Raw genomic sequence first — 24198 nt, forward strand, 5'->3', positions numbered from 1 at the left:
AAGATGGATTTTTTTAGCACACAAAACATTCTGGTTCATATACCGATTGGTGCAGGTGGCTATGACCTGTCATGGATTGAAGCGGTTGGCACGCTGGCGGGATTACTCTGTATCTGGCTCGCAAGCCTGGAGAAGATCAGTAATTACGCGTTCGGGCTCATTAACGTTACGCTTTTTGCGATTATCTTCTTCCAGATCCAGCTCTACGCAAGCTTGCTTTTGCAGCTGTTCTTTTTTGCGGCCAATATCTACGGGTGGTACGCGTGGTCTCGGCAGAACAGCCAGCAGGAGGCCGAGCTGCAGATCCGCTGGTTACCCTTGCCGAAAGCCATCGCCTGGTTTGTCGCGTGTGTGGTCGCCATTGGTTTAATGACGGTCTACATCAACCCGGTATTTGCTTTCCTGACCCGCATTGCTGTGGCGGCCATGTCCGGCATCGGGTTACAGGTGACAATGCCAGTGCTTCAGCCGGATGCTTTCCCGTTCTGGGATTCCTGCATGATGGTGCTGTCCATTGCGGCGATGATCCTGATGACCCGTAAATACGTTGAGAACTGGCTGCTGTGGGTCATCATCAATGTCATCAGCGTGGTGATTTTCGCCCTGCAGGGCGTCTATGCGATGTCTCTGGAATATCTGCTGTTGACCTTCATTGCCCTGAACGGAAGCCGGATGTGGATTAACAGCGCGCGTGAGCGAGGCTCGCACGCGCTCTCCAGTTAATGGTGATGATGATGTGAATGGTCGGACTGCGCCTCATTCAGGTGGCAATCCGGCCCGTTACAGGGCTGGTACTCCATCTGGATGGTCGCGTGACCAATTTCATAGTGATGTTCAAGAAAGTGCTGGATGCGTTCGAGCAGCGCATCGTGGTCGTGCGGCGGGATCACCTGGACGTGCAACGTCATAACCGGTTTCTCGCCCACCAGCCAGACGTGCACGTGGTGGACGTTACGTACCTCAGGAACTGAACGGTGCAGATTACGCTTTAACTCGGCGATATCCACAGAGGCGGGCGCCCCCTCCAGCAACTCATTGACGCTCTCCTTCAATAGCCGCCAGGCGCTGCGTAACACCAGACACGAGACCAGTACAGAAAGAATAGGGTCGACAGGCGTCCAGCCGGTGTAGAGGATCACCAGTGCGGCAACTATGGCTCCCACCGAGCCCAGTAAATCTCCCATCACATGCAGAGCCGCGGCGCGTACGTTAAGGTTCTTTTCGCCACTGCCGCGATGCAAAATCCAGAAGGCCAGAAGATTGGCAAGCAGCCCCGCCACGGCGATCGCCATCATTGTCATCCCGGCGACCGGCTGAGGGTGTCTGAAGCGCTGAATGGCCTCCCAGACGATAAGAAGGGTAATGACCACCAGCGCAATCGCATTAACAAACGCGGCAAGCGTCGTCAGCCTCAGCCAGCCGAATGTATGGCGTGCATTAGGAGGACGACGGGCAAACTGTACGGCCAGGAGGGCAAAAAGCAGCGCTGCTGCATCGGTAAGCATATGTCCGGCGTCAGCCAGCAGCGCCAGGGAGCCGGAGATCAAACCACCGATGACCTCAATAATCATGAAGGTGGCGGTAACGCCGAAGGCCAGCAGCAGGCGTTTAGCGTTGTCGTCGCCCAAGGCGTGGGAATGTGTGTGAGCCATGTTATCTTTCCTGATTCGTTATTGTTATTAGTGTAGCGTTTTTAATAAGTTACTCAAAAAGAAAGGAGAGCCTGAGCTCTCCTTTCGCAGTTAAATCCCTAACCGGTTACTGGGTTGTACCATCCGTTTTGGTATTGGCATCATCGCCCACTTTGTCATTCGCGTCCGGGCAACGGCCGTCTTTACACATTGTGTTTTTGTGAACCTCATCCTTGCTCATATTGTCATGATTCATGGTACCGGAGTCGGTACCATCAGGGTGCAGCATCGTGCCACCGGTGTTCGTGTTCCCGTTATTAATTTGGCTGTTATCGACATTGTTCGGGGCGACATTCTGTTTGGCATCAGGGGCCACCTGGCCTGCTGACGCAGCCGCGTTAGCATCGCCGTTACCCGATGAGCTCGTTTCAGCCGCAAGAACGCTGCCGCTTGCCAGGGTGAGGGTTGCCGTCAGGAAGAGAGTTGCCAGTTTCGTCATTTTCATCATGGTGCTCCTGTTCTTGTCGTTACGCTGGATAACATTCTCCAACAGTGCATCTTTTTCAGAGGCGAAAGATCCCGCCAGACGGACTTACGTCAGTAGGGAATCGCGTTTAATAAAGCAAAAATGGTTGTTACAGTTAAAAAGCTTAGGTTAGATCTCGTTTTTCGCTATTTTGTGGCGATTTTTAGGCGAATTCCAGGAATTATCTGCGTGAAGTGTAAAACCGTGTTTACACTTCCTGGTCGACAAGATAGATTGAAAGGATTGCTTTCATTACAAAAGATATGGCAGAGCTGGAAAGAAGATGAATTATCAGAACGACGATTTACGCATTAAAGAGATCAATGAGTTATTACCTCCTGTAGCACTCCTTGAGAAATTCCCCGCCACTGAAAATGCCGCAAACACGGTTTCTCATGCTCGTAAAGCGATCCACAAGATCCTGAAAGGTAATGACGATCGTCTTCTGGTGGTGATTGGCCCGTGCTCAATCCACGATCCTGCTGCGGCAAAAGAGTATGCCGCGAGACTGCTTAAGCTGCGCGAAGAGCTTAAAGATGAGCTGGAAATTGTGATGCGCGTGTACTTTGAAAAGCCGCGCACCACCGTTGGCTGGAAAGGGCTGATTAACGATCCGCATATGGACAACAGCTTCCAGATTAACGACGGCCTGCGTATTGCGCGCAAGCTTTTGCTGGAGATTAACGACAGTGGCCTGCCAGCCGCCGGTGAGTTCCTGGATATGATTACGCCACAATATCTGGCAGACCTGATGAGCTGGGGCGCCATTGGCGCGCGTACCACTGAATCTCAGGTTCACCGTGAACTGGCGTCCGGCCTCTCTTGCCCGGTGGGTTTTAAAAACGGTACCGATGGCACCATCAAAGTCGCTATTGACGCCATCAATGCGGCAGGGGCACCACACTGCTTCCTGTCCGTGACCAAATGGGGTCACTCTGCCATTGTTAACACCAGCGGTAACGGTGACTGCCATATCATTCTACGCGGCGGTAAAGAGCCTAACTACAGCGCAAAACATGTCGCAGAGGTGAAGGTCGGGCTGGAAAAAGCGGGGCTGCCGCCTCAGGTGATGATCGACTTCAGCCACGCCAACTCCAGCAAGCAGTTTAAAAAGCAGATGGAAGTCGGCGCAGATGTTTGTCAGCAGATTGCTGGCGGCGAGAAAGCGGTGATAGGGGTGATGATTGAAAGCCATCTGGTTGAGGGTAACCAGAACCTCGAAGGCAGCGAGCCGCTGGTCTATGGCAAGAGCGTGACGGATGCCTGCATTGGCTGGGAAGATACCGACGCCATCCTGCGTCAGCTGGCGAATGCGGTAAAAGCCCGTCGCGGTTGATTCCTCCGGCACAAATAAAAAAGCGCGGAAGGCTCCGCGCTTTTTTTATGTCCGGCGAAAATTACTTCGCTTTACCCTGGTTCGCAACAGCCGCGGCTTTCGCTGCGATCTCATCCGCGTTACCCAGATAGTAGTGTTTGATTGGCTTGAAGTTTTCGTCGAACTCATACACCAGCGGTACGCCAGTCGGGATGTTCAGTTCGAGGATCTCGTCTTCACCCATGTTGTCCAGGTATTTCACCAGCGCGCGCAGGGAGTTACCGTGAGCGGCGATGATCACGCGCTCACCGCTTTTCAGGCGTGGCAGAATGGTTTCGTTCCAGTAAGGAACAACGCGGTCAATGGTCAGCGCCAGGCTCTCGGTGGTTGGCAGCTCAGCGTCGGTCAGTTTCGCGTAACGCGGGTCGTGGCCCGGATAGCGCTCGTCATCTTTGGTCAGCTCTGGTGGGGTTACCGCGAAGCCGCGACGCCACTGTTTAACCTGCTCGTCACCGTACTTCTCAGCGGTTTCGGCTTTGTTCAGACCCTGCAGCGCACCGTAGTGACGCTCGTTCAGTTTCCAGGATTTCTCAACCGGCAGCCAGGCCTGATCCAGCTCGTCCAGCACGTTCCACAGGGTGTGGATGGCACGTTTCAGCACAGAGGTGTAAGCAAAATCAAAGCTGAAGCCTTCTTCTTTCAGCAGTTTACCTGCTGCTTTTGCTTCGCTTACGCCTTTCTCTGACAGATCAACGTCGTACCAACCGGTGAAGCGGTTTTCGTTGTTCCACTGGCTTTCGCCGTGGCGCACCAGAACCAGCTTAGTAATAGCCATCTCTTACTCCTCAAGCATTTTTAGAATGATAACAATTCTCATTATATTGCCGTGGCCGTGCCAGCAGCAACGCTTAACCCTAACCATAGCGAAAATAGTCTCTGAGTGTAAGGTGCTTGTGAATCCAGGGTTATGATTTTGTCTGCGATTGGCGCTATTTTCAGCAAGGCGTGCAGAAAAAAGCCCTCCAGGGGAGGGCTGACGATGTTGCGGCCGGAGGTTAAGCGTGCGGAGTAAAATGATACTCGGTGACACTGACGTACTCTTCACCCGGGCGCAGCACACAGTCCGGCTGTGGCCATTCGGGATGGTTCGGGCTGTCCGGCAGGAACTCGCTCTCCAGCGCCAGACCTTGCCAGTCGCTGTACTCGCCGTGCTCACGTGCGGTTGTCCCGCCAAGATAGTTACCGGAGTAGAATTGCAGGGCAGGGGCGCTGGTGTAGACCGTCATCTGCAGTTTTTCATCCGCAGACCAGACCTGTGCAGCAGGCTGTTTCACATCGCCTTGTGCCTGCAGCAGGAACGCATGGTCGTAACCTTTCACCTTGCGCTGATCGTCATCGCTCAGAAAATCCTGGGCGATGGATTTTGCGTTGCGGAAGTCAAAGCTGGTACCTTCCACGGGCTTCAGCCCCTGATACGGAATGCCCATCTCGTCCACCGGCAAATAGGCATCCGCAAGGATCTGCAGCTTATGGTTACGCACATCGCACTGGTTACCGTCCAGATTGAAGTAGGCGTGGTTGGTCAGGTTGACCGGACACGGCTTATCGACCGTCGCACGGTATTCAATGGCGATACGGTTGTCGTCGGTCAGCGTAAAGCGTGCAAACGCGGTAAGGTTACCCGGGAATCCCTGGTCGCCATCCAGCGAGTCAAGTGAAAACAGCACTTCCCGGTCGTTTTGCTGGACAATTTTCCAGCGGCGTTTGTCAAATCCTTCCGGTCCACCATGCAGCTGGTTCTCACCCTGGCTTGGCAGCAACGTGTAGCGAACACCGTCGAGCTCAAAACGGCTTTTCGCAATGCGGTTCGCATAGCGCCCGACGGACGCGCCAAGATAGGCGGCCTGGTTGATATACTGCTCAGGCGAGGCGCAGCCGAGAAGGGTTTCGCGCACGCTGCCGTCTGGCATTGGTACGCGGGCGGAAAGTAGGGTGGCACCCCAGTCCATGAGCGTAACAACCATCCCCGCGCTGTTGCGCAGGGTTAACAGGCGATACGGCAGACCATCCGGTGCGAGGGTTGGCGTTTCGTTTAGCACTGTCCGGCTCCTTGTGATGCTTTACAAACATAGAACGTTTCTTTAATGCCCGTTTTGGCTTCGTACTGTTTCTCCACCGCTGACTGGACGGCCGGGACGAGATCTTCCGGCACCAGAGCGACGATGCAGCCACCAAAACCACCGCCCGTCATGCGTACACCGCCTTTATCGCCGATGACCGCTTTGACAATCTCCACCAGGGTGTCGATTTGCGGAACGGTGATTTCGAAGTCATCGCGCATGGAGGCGTGGGACTCTGCCATCAGTTCCCCCATACGTTTCAGATCTCCTTTGGCCAGCGCGGAAGCGGCTTCAACGGTTCGGGCGTTTTCGGTCAGCACATGACGAACGCGTTTTGCCACTACTGGATCCAGCTCGTGCGCCACTTTGTTGAATTCATCAAGCGTCACGTCGCGCAGGGCCGGCTGCTGGAAGAAGCGTGCGCCGGTTTCGCACTGCTCGCGGCGGGTGTTGTACTCGCTGCCCACCAGCGTACGTTTAAAGTTGCTGTTGATAATCACGACCGCGGCACCCTTTGGCAGGGGAACGGCTTTGGTTCCAAGCGTTCGGCAGTCAATCAGTAACGCATGCTCTTTTTTGCCCAGCGCGGAGATAAGCTGGTCCATGATGCCGCAGTTGCAGCCCACAAACTGATTCTCCGCTTCCTGGCCGTTCAGTGCGATTTGCGCCCCGTCCAGCGGCAGATGGTACAGCTGCTGGAAGACGGTTCCCACCGCCACTTCCAGGGATGCCGACGAGCTTAAACCAGCCCCTTGTGGCACGTTGCCGCTGATGACGAGATCCGCACCGCCAAAATTCTTGTTACGCTTTTGCAGATGTTTCACCACGCCGCGCACATAGTTGGACCACTGCTGGCTGTCGTGGATAACAATCGGGGCATCGAGGGAAAACTCGTCCATCTCATTACCGTAATCCGCCGCAATCACGCGCACTTTGTGGTCATCGCGCTTTGCGCAGGCGATCACCGTCTGGTAATCAATGGCACAGGGCAGAACAAAACCGTCGTTGTAGTCGGTGTGTTCACCAATCAGGTTTACGCGGCCAGGTGCCTGGATAACGTGGGTGGCAGGGTAGCCAAATTTTTCAGCAAACAGGGATTGTGTTTTATCTTTCAGACTCATTTATTAGACTCCTGATTCGCGATAATGGACATCGCTAACGGCACGCAGGCGTTCTGCGGCCTGTTCTGCCGTCAGGTCACGCTGGGTTTCCGCCAGCATTTCATAGCCCACCATAAATTTACGCACCGTCGCAGAACGCAGCAGCGGCGGATAGAAATGGGCATGCAACTGCCAGTGTTGATTCTCTTCGCCGTTAAACGGTGCGCCGTGCCAGCCCATTGAGTACGGGAAGGAGCACTGGAACAGATTGTCGTAACGGCTGGTCAGCTTTTTCAGCGCCAGCGCAAGATCGTCACGCTGTGCGTCGCTGAGATCCGTAATGCGCTGAACATGTGCTTTAGGCAGCAGCAGCGTTTCAAAGGGCCACGCCGCCCAGTACGGCACAACGGCCAGCCAGTGTTCCGTTTCGACCACAGTACGGCTACCGTCGGCCAGTTCACGCCGGGTGTAGTCCACCAGCATCGGGGAGCCGTTTTCCGCGTAATAGGCTTTTTGCAGGCGATCTTCTCGTTCGGCTTCGTTGGGCAGGAAACTGTTCGCCCAGATCTGCCCGTGTGGATGCGGGTTAGAGCAGCCCATCGCGGCGCCTTTATTTTCGAATACCTGCACCCACGGATAAGTCTGGCCCAGCTCCGCAGTTTGTGCCTGCCAGGTGCTCACCACCTCTTTCAGCGCATCAACGCTAAGCTCCGGTAGCGTTTTGCTGTGATCGGGCGAGAAGCAGATCACGCGGCTGGTTCCCCGGGCGCTTTCACAACGCATCAGCGGATCATCGCTCTGCGGCGCGTCCGGCGTGTCGGTCATGAGCGCGGCAAAATCGTTGGTGAAAACGAAGGTGCCTTTGTAGTCCGGGTTTTTATCTCCCGTTACGCGGGTGTTGCCCGGACACAGGAAGCAGTCCGGGTCGTGCTGTGGCAGCGTCTGTTTTGCAGGCGTCTCTTGCGCCCCCTGCCAGGGGCGCTTGGCGCGATGCGGAGACACCAAAATCCATTGCCCGCTAAGCGGGTTAAAACGACGATGCGGATGATCGACGGGATTGAATGAAGTCATGACGGATCCTTAGTCCGGATAACCTTGTGGGTGGCGAGACTGCCAGTGCCAGGTATCCTGTGCCATTTCATCCAGCGTGCGGGTAACACGCCAGTTAAGCTCTTTATCGGCTTTGGTTGCATCAGCCCAGTATGCCGGGAGGTCTCCTTCGCGGCGGGGGGCGAAGTGATAGTTGACCGGCTTACAGCAGGCTTTGCTGAAGGCGTTAACCACATCCAGCACGCTGCTGCCAATACCGGCGCCGAGGTTGTAAATATGCACGCCCGGCTTGTCGGCCAGCTGCTGCATTGCCGCCACGTGGCCGTCGGCCAGATCCATAACGTGGATGTAATCACGCACGCCGGTGCCATCTGCAGTCGGGTAGTCATTGCCGAACACCGCCAGGGAATCGCGGCGACCCACCGCCACCTGGGCGATATACGGCATCAGGTTATTTGGAATGCCCTGCGGATCTTCACCCATATCGCCTGACGGATGGGCACCGACCGGGTTGAAGTAGCGCAGCAGGGCGATGCTCCACTCCGGCTGTGCTTTTTGCAGGTCGGTCAGGATCTGCTCCACCATCAGTTTGCTTTTGCCGTACGGGCTTTGCGGTGTCCCGGTGGGGAAACTCTCGACGTAAGGGATTTTCGGCTGGTCGCCGTAGACGGTGGCGGATGAGCTAAAGATGAAGTTTTTGACGTTCGCCGCGCGCATGGCGGAGATGAGACGCAGGGTACCGTTGACGTTATTGTCGTAATACTCAAGCGGCTTCGCGACCGACTCACCGACCGCTTTCAGGCCCGCGAAGTGGATCACCGTTTCAATAGCATGGTCGTGGAGGATCTCGGTCATCAACGCTTCATTGCGGATGTCACCTTCGACAAACGTCGGTTGTTTTCCGCCAAGACGTTCAATCACAGGCAGCACGCTGCGCTTACTATTGCACAGGTTGTCGAGGATGATGACATCATGACCGTTTTGCAGCAGTTGCACACAGGTATGACTTCCTATGTAACCGCTACCACCTGTTACCAGAACTCGCATATTTCGCTCCATTAGGCTTATGGTATGTAATAACCATAGCATAACAGAGACGTGAAAAGTGTGACATGGGATAAATTAGTGGAATCGTTTACACTGTTTTTCAAACCCGCTTTTTTTTGATCCAGTCGCATTGTAGATCAAAGAGATAAAGAAGTATCACTGCAGGTTATCTGAAAAGCGGAGGGCGGCGCCCTCCGCAAGTTAATCGATTTTGCTCAGCAGGTAACGATAGTGCTCACCATCCGGGATAAACTCCAGACGGTGCGTGATGCAGGCCGGTGCGTCTTCAGCATGATGTGAGACAAACAGTAACTGGGTTTCACCTTCGCCAATCAGCACATCCACAAAGCGGCGGATCAACTGGCGGTTCAGCGGATCCAGCCCCTGAAGCGGCTCATCGAGGATCAGCAGCGTCGGGTGTTTCACCAGCGCCCGGACGATTAATGCCAGACGCTGCTGCCCCCAGGACAGACTGTGAAACGGCGCGTCAGCGACCCGGTTGTCCATCCCCAGAATATCCAGCCACTGCTGGGCCAGCTTGTGCTGTTTGTCCGATACCGCCTGATAAATACCGATGGAATCAAAGTACCCGGAGAGGATCACATTGCGTACGGTGGTGCTGACCCGGTAATCCAGATGCAGGCTGCTGCTTACATAGCCGATATGCTTTTTGATATCCCAGATGGTTTCACCGCTTCCGCGACGGCGGCCAAACAGGGTCAAATCGTTGCTGTAGCCCTGAGGGTGATCGCCGGTGATCAGACTCAGCAGCGTCGATTTCCCCGCGCCGTTGGGGCCGACAATCTGCCAGTGTTCGCCCGGATTAACCGTCCAGCTGAGATGATTCAGGATCGGACGATCGTCATAAGAGACCACCCCGTTACGCAGCACAATCCGCGGCTGATTAGGATCTAAAGCGAGACGTACCGAAGGGGCGTCGGGTTCGGGCAGGGTAATGCCGTCGAGCTTTTCGCTGTGCGCCAGTTGGGCAATCAACGCCTGCTTCAGCAGTACCGATTTTTCGCCGGTTTCGGTAAGGCTGCAGTCCGCCAGCACCCCGGCGTTCTGCACAAAATCCGGGATTTCATCAAAACGGTTAAGCACCAGCACAAGGGTGTAGCCCTGCTGGTTAAGCGAGGCCAGCAGGTCTGCCAGCTGGGCGCGGGACTGCACGTCCAGACCGTCGAACGGCTCATCCAGGATTAACAGCTCAGGTTCGCTCATCAGCGCCTGGCAGAGCAGCGTTTTACGCGTCTCGCCGGTAGAAAGGTATTTGAAGCGGCGGTTGAGAAGGGCGGTGATACCAAACTGCTCCGCCAGCTGCTGACAACGGGCAGGATTGTTGACTTCATCCTGAATAATTTCTGCCGTTGTGCGGCCCGTGTCTTCTTCGCCCGGGCTGAGGAGGTCCGTGTTGTTACGCTGCCATTCATCGCTCACCAGCTTCTGCAGCTGTTCAAACGACAGGCGCGTCGTACGTGTAAAATGGCTCTGGCGTTCGCCTTTAAGCAGGGTGAGCTCTCCGGCCAGCGCCCGGGCCAGCGCGGACTTGCCGCTCCCGTTGGTGCCCACAAATGCCCAGCTCTCACCCGCGCGTAATGTTAAATCAGCAAGCGTCAGCGTTCGGGTATCGCTAAGACGAAACGTACCTTGCGAAATATGCAATGATGACATGATTTATCCCATTTTTTGCAGCGTCAGCTGTCAGGGATACTCACTGTCGGCACGCTTGTCAATCCGCTTAGCACAATGTGGCGATAATCACCCGGTCTGCGTTGAAATATGCGGTAACCACAGCACCTTCTTCTAATTCGTGCGCCTCGCTCAGGGCAACCGTCGCGCACAGCACCTGGCTGTCCGGCAGGGTCATCAGGACCTCACACTGCGTTTCACCACGTTCAATGTGCTGGATGGTGCCCTGCAACTGGTTGTCTGCCGCTTTGGCGCGTTCGGCATCGCGCGTCACTGCGACCCACGGCGCTTTCAGCAACACCAGCACCTCCTTGCCTTCATCCAGCCCCAGGCGCTCTCCGCTTTGGGCGGTAATCGCGGCTTTCAGGCGGGTGGTGCCGTCGGCAAGCAGGATCTCGATATGTTGCTGGACCTGCCCGTTATCGCGCGCGGTGACCGTGCCAAACCACTGGTTGCGGGCGCTGGTCTGGAGTGAGAAGCGAGAAATGGCGGCTAACAGGCTGTCCAGCGGGAGGTTATCATCGTCACTTAGCACATCGAACGCTTTCTGCTGGATCTGGGCCAGCAGGTCATAAAGCTGAATCAGACGCTGGCCGTAGCGGGTCAGCACGGCGCCACCGCCCCCTTTGCCGCCCGTGGCTCGCTCAACCAGCATCTGCTCGCTCAGGGTATTCATGTCGTTGATCGCATCCCAGGCGCTTTTATAACTAATGCCCGCGTTTTTTGCCCCCTGGCTTATTGAACCCGTTTGTTCTATTTGTTTAAGCAGGGCGATACGTCGCGGATCGGCGAAAAGCTTCTGCTGAAGTCGTAGGGTAAGGAGAATTTCAGCCTGCATAACGGAGTGTCCTGACAAAAGGGCTATTGTGAACCAAATGGCACAGGGCGCAAAGGGGACCGCACAAAAGGGGATGTTTTTCTTACTTTTCAGGGTAGAATAAGCCGTCCACAATATCTGGAGAAAACCATGTTAGAGTTGTTGAAAAGTCTGGTATTCGCCGTGATCATGGTACCAGTAGTGATGGCCATCATCCTCGGTGCCATCTACGGCCTGGGTGAAGTGTTCAACGTCTTTTCGAACATTGGTCACAGAGACCGCGCTAAAAAGCAGCACTGATTCCCCACAAAACGCCCGGCTTGCCCGGGCGTTTTGCTCTCAAGTATTTTTCGTCATCGCCGATATGATTTAAAGCATCCGGTAATTGTACCTCTTGATCGGTACGATTTAACGCTGGGATATCTCCGGCGTTGTCGTTATATTATTGCGTATATAACGAAACTCACAGGAGCTACAGATGGCACGTACAGGGTTACGCTTTTTCGCAGGGGCAACGCTGGCACTTTCGCTGACCGGACACGCGCTGGCCGACGAAGGTAAAATTACGGTTTTTGCGGCGGCGTCGCTGACGAATGCGATGCAGGATATTGCTGCTGCGTATAAAAAAGAGAAGAACGTCGACGTCGTCTCCTCTTTTGCGTCCTCTTCTACACTGGCGCGCCAGATAGAAGCGGGGGCGCCGGCCGATCTGTTCATCTCTGCCGATCAGAAATGGATGGATTACGTGGTTGAGAAGAAAGCCGTGGATACGACAACCCGCGAAACGCTGCTGGGGAATAGCCTTGTCGTGGTCGCGCCAAAAGCCAGTCCGCAGGGTGATATCGCCATCAACAAAGAGACTCACTGGACGCGTCTTCTGAACGGTGGCCGCCTGGCGGTGGGCGATCCGGACCATGTACCGGCTGGGATTTACGCGAAAGAGGACCTGCAGAAGCTGGGCGCGTGGCAGACACTGTCTTCAGATCTGGCGCCGGCGGAAGACGTACGCGGTGCGCTGGCGCTGGTGGAACGCCATGAGGCTCCGCTGGGCATTGTCTACGGCTCGGATGCCGTTGCCAGCAAGGGGGTCAAAGTGGTTGGCACGTTCCCGGAAGACGCCCACAAGAAAGTGGAATATCCTGTTGCGATTGTTGATGGACATAAAAATGCGACCGTGACGGCCTTCCAGGCGTACCTGAAGGGGCCGGAAGCGTCCGCAATCTTTAAACGTTATGGATTTACGACTCACGAATGATATTGACCGATCCTGAATGGCAGGCTGTACTGCTGAGCCTGAAAGTCTCTTCCCTGGCGGTTGCGCTAAGTTTGCCCTTTGGGATCTTCTTTGCCTGGTTGCTGGTGCGCTGTAAGTTTCCCGGCAAAGCCTTGCTTGACAGCGTTCTCCATCTTCCGCTGGTGTTGCCACCCGTGGTGGTGGGGTATCTGCTGCTGGTGTCCATGGGGCGACGCGGGTTTATCGGCCAGTGGCTGTACGACTGGTTCGGGCTGACCTTTGCCTTTAGCTGGCGCGGTGCGGTGCTGGCCGCGGCGGTGATGTCATTTCCGCTGATGGTGAGGGCTATCCGCCTGGCGCTGGAAGGGGTGGATATCAAACTGGAACAGGCCGCCCGCACGCTGGGTGCCGGGCGCTGGCGCGTCTTTTTCACCATTACGTTACCGCTCACGCTGCCGGGCATTATTGTCGGTACGGTACTGGCTTTTGCCCGTTCGCTGGGTGAATTCGGTGCCACCATTACCTTTGTTTCGAACATCCCCGGTGAAACGCGGACGATCCCTTCGGCCATGTATACGCTGATACAGACGCCGGGTGGCGAAGGTGCTGCGGCGCGTCTGTGTGTTATCTCAATTGTGCTGGCGCTGATATCGCTGCTGGTCTCTGAATGGCTGGCGCGACTCAGCCGCGAGCGGATGGGGAAATAGTTATGCTGGAACTCCATTTCACCCAGACGCTGGGAAACCACACCCTTACATTGAACGAGACGCTGCCCGCCACCGGTATTACCGCCATCTTTGGGGTCTCCGGCGCCGGGAAAACCTCGCTCATTAATGCGATCGGTGGCCTGACACGCCCTCAGGCAGGGCGCATTGTGCTGAACGATCGCGTCCTGAATGACGTTGAAAACAACATTTACCTGACACCGGATAAACGGCGTATTGGCTATGTGTTTCAGGATGCGCGGTTATTCCCGCACTACAGCGTGCGCGGGAATCTGCGTTACGGCATGGCCAAAAGCATGGCCGCGCAGTTTGACAAGCTGGTGGCGCTGCTGGGCATTGAGCCACTGCTTGACCGGTTGCCTTCTTCGCTCTCTGGCGGTGAGAAACAGCGGGTGGCGATAGGGCGCGCGTTGCTCACCGCCCCCGAACTCCTGCTGCTTGATGAGCCGCTGGCCTCGCTGGATATTCCGCGTAAACGTGAACTCCTGCCGTATCTCCAGCGCCTGGCGCGTGAAATCAAGATCCCGATGCTGTACGTCAGTCACTCCCTGGATGAAATTCTGCATCTGGCGGATAACGTACTGGTGCTGGAAAACGGCAGCGTTAAGGCGTTTGGCAATCTTGAAGAGGTCTGGGGCAGTAGCGTCATGCACCCGTGGCTGCCCCGGGAGCAGCAGAGCAGCATCCTGAAGGTGAGCGTGCTGGAGCACCATCCGCATTACGCGATGACCGCCCTGGCGTTGGGCGACCAGCACCTGTGGGTGAATAAAATCGACAAGCCTCTGCAGTCGGCGCTGCGTATTCGTATTCAGGCGTCGGATGTCTCTCTGGTTTTACAGCCTCCGCTGCAGACCAGTATCCGAAATATCCTGCGCGCGAAGGTCGCCGAGTGTTTTGATGATAACGGTCAGGTAGAGGTGCAGCTTGAGGTGGGGAGCAGGACGCTCTGGGCACGGATCAGCCCGTGGGCCAGGGATGAGTTAGGGATCAAACCTGGCCTGTGGCTTTACGCGCAAATCAAGAGCGTCTCCATTACCACCTGATTACAGCAGGTGGGTATAAATGTACTGCGCGATGCTGTCGGTGGTGTTATCGCCAATCACCACGTTAGCGCGCGCTTTCACCGCGTCATCGGCATTGCCCATTGCCACGCCCGTTCCGGCGGCTTCCAGCATGCTGATGTCGTTGTAGTTATCGCCAAAGGCGATCACATCCTGCATTGACCATCCCTGAGACTCCACGAACTGCGTCAGGCGCTTGCCTTTACTGTTGCCTTTGCGGGCGATATCCACCTGGTCATGCCAGGACCATTCACACTCCAGCCCCAGCGTCTGTTCAACATGTTTCGCGAAGGTATTCAGTTTGGTGGTGTCTTCATCGGTCAATGCGAATTTCCAGATAGCTTCCACATCCTGAGCCGCCTGGCGCAGGGAGGAGACCTGGGTAAAGACCGGACGCTGCGCTTCTGGCAGAGACTGAGCCCAGTTGGTGGTGCGGATAACGTGGCCAGTTGGGCGCTCATAGACCATCGCATTATCGACATACATCAGGCCGTGGATGGCATGTTCATCCAGCAGATCAATTAACTGCAATGCCTGGGGAACCGGCAGCGGGTCGGATTCTAAAACCTTTTTTGCCTGATAATCATACAAATAAGTGCCATTACAACAAATTGCAGGTGTATCTAACGCCAGTGCCTGATAAAAAGGGTGAATGGCAACGTGATGTCGACCCGTTACGATAAGGAGTTGATATCCCACTTCCTGCGCACGTTTAAGCGCTTCAAGGGAGGAGGGGAGAAGGGTTTTTTGCGGCGTCAGTAAGGTACCGTCTAAATCCAGAGCAATCACACGCGAGGTCATTTGTTTTTCCGGGTTAATATTGAATTTACGATCTGATGGGATGGTACACCGAGAGGCGAACGCGTCAAAACTCCCGTCGACAATTCAGCATTCACCGTCAAAAGTTAACTACTTTCATGCGCAGTGAGGAGTGAATATTCATGAAACAAACCGTTTATACCGCCAGTCCTGAAAGCCAGCAGATCCACGTCTGGCGTTTAAATGCCGAGGGGACCCTCACGCTGGTGCAGGTTGTTGATGTGCCAGGTCAGGTACAGCCAATGGCGATCAGTCCGGATAAACGTTTCTTGTACGTGGGTGTGCGCCCGGAGTTTCGCGTGCTGGCCTACCGCATCTCTCCGGATGACGGCGCGCTGACTTACACTGCGGAAGCGCCATTGCCGGGTAGCCCAACCCACATCTCAACCGATCGCAAGGGCAACTTTGTTTTCAGCGGCTCCTATAACGCGGGCTGTGTCAGCGTGACGCGTCTGGAAGAGGGCATTCCGGTCGACACCGTGGATGTGGTGGAAGGGCTGGAAGGTTGCCACTCGGCGAATATCTCCCCGGACAACCGCACGCTGTGGGTACCGGCGCTGAAGCAGGATCGAATTTGCCTGTTTACCCTGAGCGACGATGGTCACCTGGTGGCGCAGAATCCGGCGGAAGTGACGACCGTTGAAGGCGCGGGTCCACGTCATATGGTCTTCCATCCGAATCAGCAGTACGCCTACGTGGTGAACGAGCTGAACAGCTCGGTGGACGTCTGGGAACTGAAAGATCCTAACGGCCAGATTGAGTGCGTGCAGACGCTGGATATGATGCCGGCTGATTTCTCCGACACCCGCTGGGCGGCGGATATTCATATTACGCCGGATGGTCGCCATCTCTACGCCTGTGACCGTACTTCCAGCCTGATCACCATCTTTAGCGTTTCGGAAGACGGCAGCGTGCTGGCAGTAGAAGGCTTCCAGCCGACGGAAACGCAGCCGCGTGGCTTTAATATCGATCACAGCGGTAAATACCTGATTGCAGCGGGGCAGAAGTCTCACCACATCGCGCTGTATGAAATCAAAGGCGAGCAGGGCCTGCTGGAAGAGAAAGGGCGCTATGCGGTAGGCCAGGGGCCAATGTGGGTAGTGGTCAACGCTTATTAAGCGGCTTAAAACAAAAAACCTCGCGAACGCGAGGTTTTTTTATGCCCGGTGGTACGGCATTAACGGACAGGCCGGGTAAGGCGAAGCCGCCACCCGGCAAAAAAAGATTACTGCTTCGGCTCAGCAACCACTTTGCTACCCAGACCGCGGTTGTTGTATTCCCACATGCGGTTGAAGTTAGCGTCGTTCAGGTTGCGCTGCACGTTTCCTTTATCGTCCACAGAACCGGTATTGCCGGAGAACGGACGTTTGGAGATGGCGGCATCACCCCATGGTTTTGCCATGTTGAAACCTTCGTTGATGACGCTGTCACGGATCACGACCTGGCCGTTGGTTGCAGAATCCACATCCAGGGAGCGACCCAGCTGCGCCACGCCGTCACCGGCAGCGTTGAAGCGGCTGTTGACGGCGAGGAAGCCGTAGAACAGGTTTGACTGTGTCGCTGGCGCAAAGACATAACCTTCCTGCTGGGTACGTGAGTTCACGACGCGGAAATCGGTGTTATCAAATACCACCGCGCCACGACCGGAGACCAGATCCACGTCACCTTCGATGTAGCTGTTGGTCACCAGCGTACGGGTCAGACGGTTATTCTGCAGGGTGTTCTGTACGCCGCTGTTGGTGACGAAGAAGGTGTTCTGACGACCCAGAATGTTCACGTTATTGAGCTGCACCTTGTCGCCATCGCTACGCAGCGCCACGGCCTGGTGGTTACCCGCATCAACGCTGTCACCCAGGGTGTTCTGAATGGTCAGGTTCTGCAACTGCAGACCGTTGTTCTGAGACCAGACGACCGCAGAGCACATCACGCCAATGGTGGCGGAACGCTTGCTCTGGCAGTTATCAAACATATACCAGGCCGGTTTGCCCGGCATGTATTTACCCGCCGGGTTGACCAGGTGACGCCAGGTGGTGCTGTCGATTTCGGAATCAATCGCCAGACCAATTTTAACGTCGATGGCTTTTTCACCCAGACCGTAAAGGGTGATGCTGCCCGGTGCTGCCGGAATGTAAACGGTACCTTCATATTCACCTGGCATGATCGCGATGTACTGGCGAGATGCGCTGTGTTTGGTGATGGCAGCGTCAACCGCAGCCTGGATAGAGGTATGCGTCACGCCCTGCGCCCCTGCCGGACCCACAACAAAGTTTGGCTGCTTCGGCAGGTTAATCGAAGACGGCGTCCACGGCGCAGCGTTTGGATCCATCGCGGAGAAGTAGTGCGCGCGATCGAAGTTTTTCGCTTCATCAGCGGACAAAATCGGACGGGACGCGGTGCCTGGCGCGACCTGCTCAGAAGGTCGCTGATCCGGTGGCGTTGAACTGCATGCGGATAATGTCACGCCAAAGGCGAGTGCCAACGCCAGACGGGAAATCCTGGAAATGTTCAAGGTGAAGCTCCTGGGTATGCAAGTCTTAAACGAGATAGACGAAATAGCCTGCTTTTTTATACTAAGTTGAGCGAAACGGGAAGATAAAAAGGGGAAAAGTTGCATTTTTCGCCCGCAGGGGGCGGGAAAGTCGTCACAAATAAATAACATTTTCATAAAGGCGGTTGACAGCAGCCAGCAGATGAAAATAAATGTCTATACAACCCATGACAAGTGAAAGGCTTATGCTGCAACTTCATCCCGACGATGTGATATGGCGAAATGCGCGACTGGCGACAATGGTTCCTGGTGAAGAATCGTATGGACTGCAAGCGCATCATGCCCTTGTGGTGCGCGGTCAAACCCTTCTGGCCGTCATTCCTGAAGCAGACCTCCCTTCCGGGCATGATAAATGCGTCGATCTCGGTGGACGCCTGGTCACGCCGGGTCTTATCGACTGCCATACCCACCTGGTGTTTGGCGGCAATCGCGCGGCGGAGTGGGAGCAGCGTCTCAACGGTGTCTCCTATCAGACCATCAGCGCACAGGGGGGCGGAATTAACGCCACCGTCTCGGCAACCCGCGACAGTTCGCCGGAAAATTTGCTTACACTGGCGCAGCAGCGGCTGGAGCGGTTAATGAATGAAGGGGTGACCACCCTGGAAATCAAATCCGGCTACGGTCTTAACGCCGCGGCTGAAGAAAAAATGCTGCAGGTCGCACGCCAGCTCAGCCTGAGTAATCCGGTTGAGATCAGCCCAACCCTGCTGGCGGCACATGCGGTTCCGGCGGAATACCGCCACGATCCAGACGCGTACCTCACACTGGTGTGCGAGCAGATCATGCCCGAACTGTGGCAAAAAGGCCTGTTCGAAGCGGTGGATGTTTTTTGTGAAAACGTCGGCTTCACGCCGGCACAAACCGAGCGGCTTTTCCTGGCCGCCCGCGCACGGGGTATTCCGGTGAAAGGGCACGTGGAGCAACTTTCTAACCTGGGCGGTGCGGCGCTGGTCAGCCGATTTAAAGGGTTATCTGCCGATCATATCGAATACCTGGATGAGGACGGTGTTCAGGCCATGGCGCAAAGCGGCACGGTCGCGGTACTGCTGCCTGGCGCGTTCTATTTTCTTCAGGAGCGTCAGCGTCCACCGGTTGAACAGCTCCGGGCGCAGGGCGTACCGATGGCGGTCGCCACGGATTACAACCCCGGCACCAGCCCGTTCGCGAGCATTCATCTGGCCATGAACATGGCCTGCGTACAGTTTGGCCTGACGCCTGAAGAGGCCTGGGCTGGCGTCACGCGGCACGCCGCGCAGGCGCTGGGGCGTGGCACAACGCACGGGCAGTTAAAGGCCGGTTTCATGGCTGATTTTATCGTCTGGGATGCAGACCATCCGGTAGAAATGGTTTACGAGCCGGGACGCAATCCGCTGTATCAACGCATTTTCCGGGGGGAGGCAGTATGAGTTGGCAGCCCGTTGCTAAGACCGTCTGGCAGGGGCGCGACGACAGCGCCGAGGCCAGCAACGCAAAACGTATTTTTCAGACCATACGCCAGCCGTCGCAATTTACCCCGGTTTCATCCGCGATTGCGCTGATAGGCTTTGCCTGTGATGAAGGAGTAAGGCGTAATCAGGGCAGGCAGGGTGCGGCGCAGGCTCCCGACGTGCTGCGTAAGGCGCTGGCGAACATGGCAACGCATTCCGGCCACGAACGGCTGGTGGACATGGGGTCGGTTTACGTTGAGGATGACCAACTGGAAGAGGGCCAACAGGCACTGAGCGATGCCGTGGTCACCTGTCAGCAGGCTGGCATGCGTACGCTGGTGTTGGGCGGCGGACACGAGACCGCCTGGGCCCACGGCCGTGGTATTCTTGAGGCGTTCCCGAATGAGCGCGTGGCGGTCATCAACCTGGATGCGCATCTTGATTTGCGCAAGGCCGAACGGGCCACCTCCGGCACCCCGTTTCGTCAGCTGGCGAACTACTGTGCTGACCACGCGCGGGAATTTCAGTACGCCTGTTTTGGCGTCAGCCGCGCGGCGAACACCCAGGCGCTGTTTGACGAGGCTGAACGGCTTAACGCCACGCTGGTGGACGATCTGCATTTCCACCTGGATGCGCTATCAGCCCTGGAACAGGTGCTGGCGCAGGCCGATCGTGTTTACCTCACCATTGATCTGGACGTTCTGCCCGCAGCCGAGATGCCCGCCGTGTCAGCCCCCGCGGCGTTAGGCGTGCCTGCGCGGGATCTCCTGCCCGCGATCGAGCGCATTTGCCGTAGCGGAAAACTGCAGGCCGCCGATCTGGTAGAATTTAACCCTCACTACGATCGGGACGGACAGGGGGCGAAGCTTGCCGCCCGTCTGGCCTGGCAAATTGCTCACTGGTGGGCATAACAACATTTAAGGAGTCACGATGTTCTCACGCTCACCTCAGCCGCCGTCCGGCTCTCCCGCGCCTTTCTACGAAAAGGTGAAGCAGACGATCAGCGAAAAAATCGCCACCGGCGTCTGGCGGCCGCATGACCGCATTCCCTCTGAAGCCGATCTGGTGGCGCAGTTTGGTTTTAGCCGGATGACCATCAACCGGGCGTTACGCGAGCTAACCGACGAAGGCCTGCTGGTGCGTCTGCAGGGGGTCGGGACGTTTGTGGCGGAGCCAAAAGGACAATCGGCGCTGTTTGAAATCCGCAGCATTGCGGACGAGATAGCGTCGCGAAACCATCAGCACCACTGCGAAGTGCTGGTGCTTGAAGAGACGCAGGCCAGCGCCGAGCAGGCTGCGGTACTGAACGTCAAGGAGGGAACCCGGATCTTCCATTCCGTAATGGTGCATTTCGAAAATGACGTGCCGGTGCAGATTGAGGATCGCTGCGTAAACGCCGAACGGATACCGGACTATCTGGACCAGGATTACACTCAAACCACGCCGCATGCCTTTCTCTCGCTTGTCGCACCGCTGACGGAAGGGGAGCACATTGTGGAAGCGGTGCGCGCGACGCCGCAGGAGTGCGAGCTGCTGCGTATCAAAGAGCACGATCCCTGCCTGCTGATCCGCCGCCGCACCTGGTCATCCGCGCAGATTGTGTCGCATGCAAGACTGCTGTTCCCCGGTAGCCGCTATCGGTTGCAGGGCCACTTTATGTCATAAGTTTTAAAAGCGTGATAGCTAACGCAATATAACAAATTTGTATCTTTTTTGTTAAATCTGACCTTGTGTGTGCTTGTCTATACAAGTATATCTAAATGCATCATCTGTCCCGTATGAGGAGCACACAATGTCGTCAGGTAAATACCGTCAGCAGGATGTCCGCGCCGCGCGCGGCACCACCCTTACCGCCAAAAGCTGGCTCACCGAAGCACCACTGCGCATGTTGATGAACAACCTTGATCCTGAGGTTGCGGAAAACCCCCACGAACTGGTGGTGTACGGCGGCATTGGCCGCGCCGCGCGCAACTGGGAATGCTATGACGCCATTGTTAAGGCCCTGACCGAACTGGAACACGACGAAACCCTGCTGGTGCAATCCGGCAAGCCGGTCGGTGTGTTTAAAACCCACAAAAACGCGCCGCGCGTTTTGATTGCCAACTCTAACCTGGTCCCACACTGGGCGACCTGGGAACACTTTAACGAACTGGATGCCAAAGGGCTGGCGATGTATGGCCAGATGACCGCGGGTAGCTGGATCTACATTGGCAGCCAGGGGATTGTGCAGGGCACCTATGAAACCTTCGTCGAAGCCGGTCGTCAGCACTACAACGGCTCGCTGAAAGGCCGCTGGGTACTGACCGCGGGTCTGGGTGGCATGGGCGGTGCACAGCCGCTGGCCGCGACGCTGGCTGGCGCCTGCTCGCTGAACATTGAGTGCCAGCAGAGCCGCATCGATTTCCGTCTGCGTACCCGCTATGTTGACGAACAGGCCGACAGCCTCGATGACGCGCTGGCGCGTATCAAAAAATACACCGCGGAAGGCAAAGCGGTATCGATAGCGTTGTGCGGCAACGCGGCAGAGATCCTGCCGGAACTCGTGGCCCGTGGCGTTCGCCCTGACCTCGTTACCGACCAGACCAGCGCCCACGATCCGTTGCACGGCTATCTGCCAAAAGGCTGGACGTGGGAAGCCTACCAGCAAAAAGCAGAAACCGATCCTGAAGGCACGGTACTGGCCGCTAAGCGTTCGATGGCAGAACATGTCTCCGCCATGCTGGCATTCAGCGAGATGGGCATTCCGACCTTCGATTACGGCAACAACATCCGCCAGATGGCAAAAGAGATGGGCGTCAGCAACGCCTTTGATTTCCCGGGATTTGTCCCTGCCTATATTCGTCCGCTGTTCTGTCGCGGTATCGGTCCGTTCCGCTGGGTGGCCCTGTCCGGCGACCCGGAAGATATCTACAAAACCGATGCCAAAGTGAAGGAAATTGTCGCGGACGATGAACACCTGCACCACTGGCTGGATATGGCCCGCGAGCGCATTAACTTCCAGGGCTTGCCGGCGCGTATCTGCTGGGTCGGGCTGGCGTGGCGGCAAAAGCTGGGTCTGGCTTTTAACGAAATGGTGCGCAGCGGCGAAGTGTCAGCCCCGATTGTGATTGGTCGCGACCATCTGGATTCTGGCTCCGTCGCCAGCCCGAACCGCGAAACCGAAGCCATGCGCGACGGCTCAGATGCGGTCTCCGACTGGCCGCTGCTGAATGCCTTACTCAACACCGCCAGCGGCGCGACCTGGGTATCGCTGCACCACGGTGGCGGCGTGGGGATGGGCTTCTCCCAGCATTCCGGGATGGTTATCGTCTGTGACGGAACGGATGAAGCCGCCGCGCGTATCGCACGCGTGCTGCACAACGACCCGGCAACCGGCGTGATGCGTCACGCAGATGCGGGATACGAGATTGCTATTGAATGTGCCACAGAGCAGGGACTTAACCTGCCGATGATCCCTGCCACACAAGGAAAGCATGAATGAACGCGTTAACACTCACTCCCGGCTCGCTCACGCTCAAACAGCTGCGTCACGTCTGGCGTCAGCCGGTCACGCTCTCGCTGGATGAAAGCGCCCATGCCGCCATTAACGACAGCGTGGCCTGCGTTGAAGCCATTATTGCCGAGGGGCGTACCGCCTACGGTATCAACACCGGTTTCGGTCTGCTGGCGCAGACGCGCATTGCCACGCACGATCTGGAAAATCTCCAGCGTTCGCTGGTGCTTTCCCATGCCGCAGGCGTTGGCCAGCCGCTGGACGACGAGATTGTCCGTCTGATGATGGTGCTCAAAATTAACAGTCTGGCGCGCGGCTTTTCCGGCATTCGTCTGAGCGTGATCCAGGCCCTGATGGCGCTGGTGAACGCGGAAGTCTATCCGTGGATCCCCGCCAAAGGCTCTGTTGGCGCCTCCGGCGATCTCGCCCCGCTGGCGCATATGTCGCTGCTGTTGTTGGGGGAAGGTCAGGCGCGCTGGCAGGGAGAGTGGCTCCCGGCAAAAGAGGCGCTGAAAAAGGCCGGATTAGCGCCAATCACCCTTGCGGCAAAAGAGGGGCTGGCGCTGCTTAACGGCACGCAGGCCTCCACGGCCTTTGCGCTGCGCGGTCTGTTTGAAGCCGAAGATCTGTTCGCCTCGGCCGTGGTGTGCGGTGCGCTGACCACGGAGGCGGTGCTGGGCTCGCGTCGTCCGTTTGACGCGCGTATTCATGATGTACGAGGCCAGCGCGGACAAATTGACGCTGCCGCAATGTATCGCCATCTGCTGACGGAGACCAGTGAGATTGCTGATTCGCACCATAACTGTGACAAGGTACAGGATCCGTACTCGCTGCGCTGTCAGCCGCAGGTGATGGGCGCGTGTCTGACGCAGCTGCGCCAGGCCGCAGAAGTGCTGCTGGTGGAAGCCAACGCGGTGTCCGATAACCCGCTGGTGTTCGCCCAGGAAAACGAGGTGGTCTCCGGTGGTAACTTCCACGCCGAGCCCGTGGCGATGGCGGCGGATAACATCGCGCTGGCGATTGCCGAAGTGGGCGCCTTGTCCGAGCGGCGCATTGCGCTGATGATGGATAAGCATATGTCCCAGCTGCCACCGTTCCTGGTGCGCAACGGCGGGGTGAATTCAGGCTTTATGATTGCCCAGGTGACGGCCGCAGCGCTGGCGAGCGAAAACAAAGCGCTGTCGCATCCGCACAGCGTGGACAGCCTGCCAACCTCTGCCAACCAGGAAGACCACGTCTCAATGGCTCCGGCAGCCGGACGTCGTCTGTGGGAGATGGCCGCCAATACCCGTGGCGTGCTGGCAGTGGAATGGCTGGCGGCGTGTCAGGGGATCGATCTGCGTGAAGGGCTGAAGTCCAGCCCGCTGCTGGAACAGGCACGCCATGTGCTGCGTGAGCACGTATCGCATTACGATGATGACCGCTTCTTTGCGCCGGATATTGATAAGGCGATGCAGCTTCTGGAAGAGGGGCGTCTGGTGGGGTTGCTGCCGCCGGTGTTGTGATTTTTTCCCCCTCACCCTAACCCTCTCCCACAGGGAGAGGGAATTGTCAGGTTTTCTCCCTCTCCCTGTGGGAGAGGGCCGGGGTGAG

23 protein-coding genes are annotated in these 24198 nt (G+C 56.6%); 12 read left to right on the forward strand and 11 right to left on the reverse strand.

The annotated features are described in order from the left end of the window. Positions 1 to 3 precede the first annotated feature (3 nt). The gene (gene pnuC, locus AC2FAK_RS14940) at positions 4 to 723 is read left to right on the forward strand and encodes a nicotinamide riboside transporter PnuC (RefSeq protein WP_020685075.1); all 720 of its coding nucleotides are present in this window, start codon (positions 4 to 6) and stop codon (positions 721 to 723) included. Here the strand turns inward: pnuC and zitB are convergent. Together zitB and AC2FAK_RS14950 are read right to left on the reverse strand one after the other, a co-directional pair. Then, the gene (gene zitB, locus AC2FAK_RS14945) at positions 720 to 1652 is read right to left on the reverse strand and encodes a CDF family zinc transporter ZitB (RefSeq protein ID WP_094916471.1); all 933 of its coding nucleotides are present in this window, start codon (positions 1650 to 1652) and stop codon (positions 720 to 722) included. The two genes, pnuC and zitB, sit on opposite strands and share 4 nt — an antisense overlap. Positions 1653 to 1758: 106 nt before the next feature. Further along, positions 1759 to 2136: a YbgS-like family protein gene (locus tag AC2FAK_RS14950; RefSeq protein WP_020685076.1), complete on the reverse strand. Its 378-nt coding sequence runs from the start codon at positions 2134 to 2136 to the stop codon at positions 1759 to 1761. 304 nt (positions 2137 to 2440) lie between these two features. Between AC2FAK_RS14950 and aroG the strand changes: the two genes are divergently transcribed. Further along, entirely contained in the window at positions 2441 to 3493 is a 1053-nt protein-coding gene (gene aroG, locus AC2FAK_RS14955) for a 3-deoxy-7-phosphoheptulonate synthase AroG (RefSeq protein ID WP_013097523.1), read from the forward strand. Positions 3494 to 3554: 61 nt separating this feature from the next. Here the strand turns inward: aroG and gpmA are convergent, their stop codons facing one another. From gpmA to modE, 7 genes are all read right to left on the reverse strand, one after another. Then, positions 3555 to 4307, reverse strand: a complete 753-nt coding sequence (gene gpmA, locus AC2FAK_RS14960) for a 2,3-diphosphoglycerate-dependent phosphoglycerate mutase (protein WP_008501111.1) — start codon at positions 4305 to 4307, stop codon at positions 3555 to 3557. Positions 4308 to 4527: 220 nt separating this feature from the next. Continuing rightward, complete coding sequence (galM, locus tag AC2FAK_RS14965; RefSeq protein ID WP_013097522.1) at positions 4528 to 5571, reverse strand: galactose-1-epimerase; 1044 nt, start codon at positions 5569 to 5571, stop codon at positions 4528 to 4530. Next, the gene (gene galK, locus AC2FAK_RS14970; RefSeq protein WP_013097521.1) at positions 5565 to 6713 is read right to left on the reverse strand and encodes a galactokinase; all 1149 of its coding nucleotides are present in this window, start codon (positions 6711 to 6713) and stop codon (positions 5565 to 5567) included. Before galK ends, galM begins: the two co-directional genes overlap by 7 nt. A gap of 3 nt (positions 6714 to 6716) precedes the next feature. Beyond that, on the reverse strand, positions 6717 to 7763 hold the full coding sequence (gene galT / locus AC2FAK_RS14975) for a galactose-1-phosphate uridylyltransferase (protein WP_013097520.1): 1047 nt from the start codon (positions 7761 to 7763) through the stop codon (positions 6717 to 6719). Positions 7764 to 7772: 9 nt separating this feature from the next. Further along, the gene (galE, locus tag AC2FAK_RS14980; RefSeq protein WP_095454622.1) at positions 7773 to 8789 is read right to left on the reverse strand and encodes a UDP-glucose 4-epimerase GalE; all 1017 of its coding nucleotides are present in this window, start codon (positions 8787 to 8789) and stop codon (positions 7773 to 7775) included. 201 nt (positions 8790 to 8990) lie between these two features. Beyond that, positions 8991 to 10463 (reverse strand): molybdate ABC transporter ATP-binding protein ModF, encoded by a 1473-nt coding sequence (gene modF / locus AC2FAK_RS14985; protein WP_095454621.1) that lies wholly within the window; start codon positions 10461 to 10463, stop codon positions 8991 to 8993. 67 nt (positions 10464 to 10530) lie between these two features. Then, entirely contained in the window at positions 10531 to 11319 is a 789-nt protein-coding gene (modE, locus tag AC2FAK_RS14990) for a molybdenum-dependent transcriptional regulator (protein WP_095454620.1), read from the reverse strand. 129 nt (positions 11320 to 11448) lie between these two features. Between modE and AC2FAK_RS14995 the strand changes: the two genes are divergently transcribed. The 4 genes from AC2FAK_RS14995 (at position 11449) to modC (ending at position 14300) form a co-directional block, all read left to right on the forward strand. Next, complete coding sequence (locus AC2FAK_RS14995; protein ID WP_013097516.1) at positions 11449 to 11598, forward strand: AcrZ family multidrug efflux pump-associated protein; 150 nt, start codon at positions 11449 to 11451, stop codon at positions 11596 to 11598. 178 nt (positions 11599 to 11776) lie between these two features. Next, entirely contained in the window at positions 11777 to 12553 is a 777-nt protein-coding gene (gene modA, locus AC2FAK_RS15000) for a molybdate ABC transporter substrate-binding protein (protein ID WP_095454619.1), read from the forward strand. Beyond that, positions 12550 to 13239 carry a molybdate ABC transporter permease subunit gene (modB, locus tag AC2FAK_RS15005; RefSeq protein ID WP_013097514.1) on the forward strand — a complete coding sequence of 230 codons (690 nt, stop codon included), beginning with the start codon at positions 12550 to 12552 and terminating at the stop codon, positions 13237 to 13239. Before modA ends, modB begins: the two co-directional genes overlap by 4 nt. A gap of 2 nt (positions 13240 to 13241) precedes the next feature. After that, positions 13242 to 14300, forward strand: a complete 1059-nt coding sequence (gene modC, locus AC2FAK_RS15010) for a molybdenum ABC transporter ATP-binding protein ModC (RefSeq protein ID WP_014831130.1) — start codon at positions 13242 to 13244, stop codon at positions 14298 to 14300. Here modC and AC2FAK_RS15015 read toward each other — a convergent pair whose 3' ends face one another. Then, positions 14301 to 15119, reverse strand: coding sequence for a pyridoxal phosphatase (locus tag AC2FAK_RS15015; RefSeq protein ID WP_014831131.1), 819 nt, complete (start codon positions 15117 to 15119; stop codon positions 14301 to 14303). A 140-nt stretch (positions 15120 to 15259) separates the two neighbouring features. Here AC2FAK_RS15015 and pgl point away from each other — a divergent pair, with 140 nt between their 5' ends. Continuing rightward, a complete protein-coding gene (gene pgl / locus AC2FAK_RS15020) occupies positions 15260 to 16255 on the forward strand; it encodes a 6-phosphogluconolactonase (protein WP_095454618.1) in 996 nt (331 codons plus the stop codon). Between the two features lie 107 nt (positions 16256 to 16362). On the opposite strand, the gene AC2FAK_RS15025 is transcribed toward pgl, so the two are convergent. Beyond that, positions 16363 to 17646, reverse strand: a complete 1284-nt coding sequence (locus AC2FAK_RS15025) for a putative acyl-CoA thioester hydrolase (RefSeq protein WP_095454617.1) — start codon at positions 17644 to 17646, stop codon at positions 16363 to 16365. Positions 17647 to 17870: 224 nt separating this feature from the next. On the opposite strand from AC2FAK_RS15025, the gene hutI reads away from it, so the two are divergent. The 5 genes from hutI to hutH all read left to right on the forward strand — a co-directional run bounded on the left by hutI (position 17871) and on the right by hutH (position 24110). Further along, positions 17871 to 19091, forward strand: coding sequence for an imidazolonepropionase (gene hutI / locus AC2FAK_RS15030; RefSeq protein WP_095454616.1), 1221 nt, complete (start codon positions 17871 to 17873; stop codon positions 19089 to 19091). Next, positions 19088 to 20023: a formimidoylglutamase gene (gene hutG / locus AC2FAK_RS15035; protein ID WP_029882492.1), complete on the forward strand. Its 936-nt coding sequence runs from the start codon at positions 19088 to 19090 to the stop codon at positions 20021 to 20023. The genes hutI and hutG overlap by 4 nt, the downstream gene beginning before the upstream one ends. A 19-nt stretch (positions 20024 to 20042) precedes the next feature. Next, complete coding sequence (locus AC2FAK_RS15040) at positions 20043 to 20777, forward strand: histidine utilization repressor (RefSeq protein ID WP_013097507.1); 735 nt, start codon at positions 20043 to 20045, stop codon at positions 20775 to 20777. 127 nt (positions 20778 to 20904) lie between these two features. Further along, entirely contained in the window at positions 20905 to 22593 is a 1689-nt protein-coding gene (hutU, locus tag AC2FAK_RS15045; RefSeq protein WP_013097506.1) for a urocanate hydratase, read from the forward strand. Next, positions 22590 to 24110 carry a histidine ammonia-lyase gene (gene hutH / locus AC2FAK_RS15050; protein WP_058680579.1) on the forward strand — a complete coding sequence of 507 codons (1521 nt, stop codon included), beginning with the start codon at positions 22590 to 22592 and terminating at the stop codon, positions 24108 to 24110. The genes hutU and hutH overlap by 4 nt, the downstream gene beginning before the upstream one ends. Positions 24111 to 24198 lie beyond the last annotated feature (88 nt).

It is taken from the genome of Enterobacter cloacae complex sp. 394F7, from assembly GCF_057320385.1.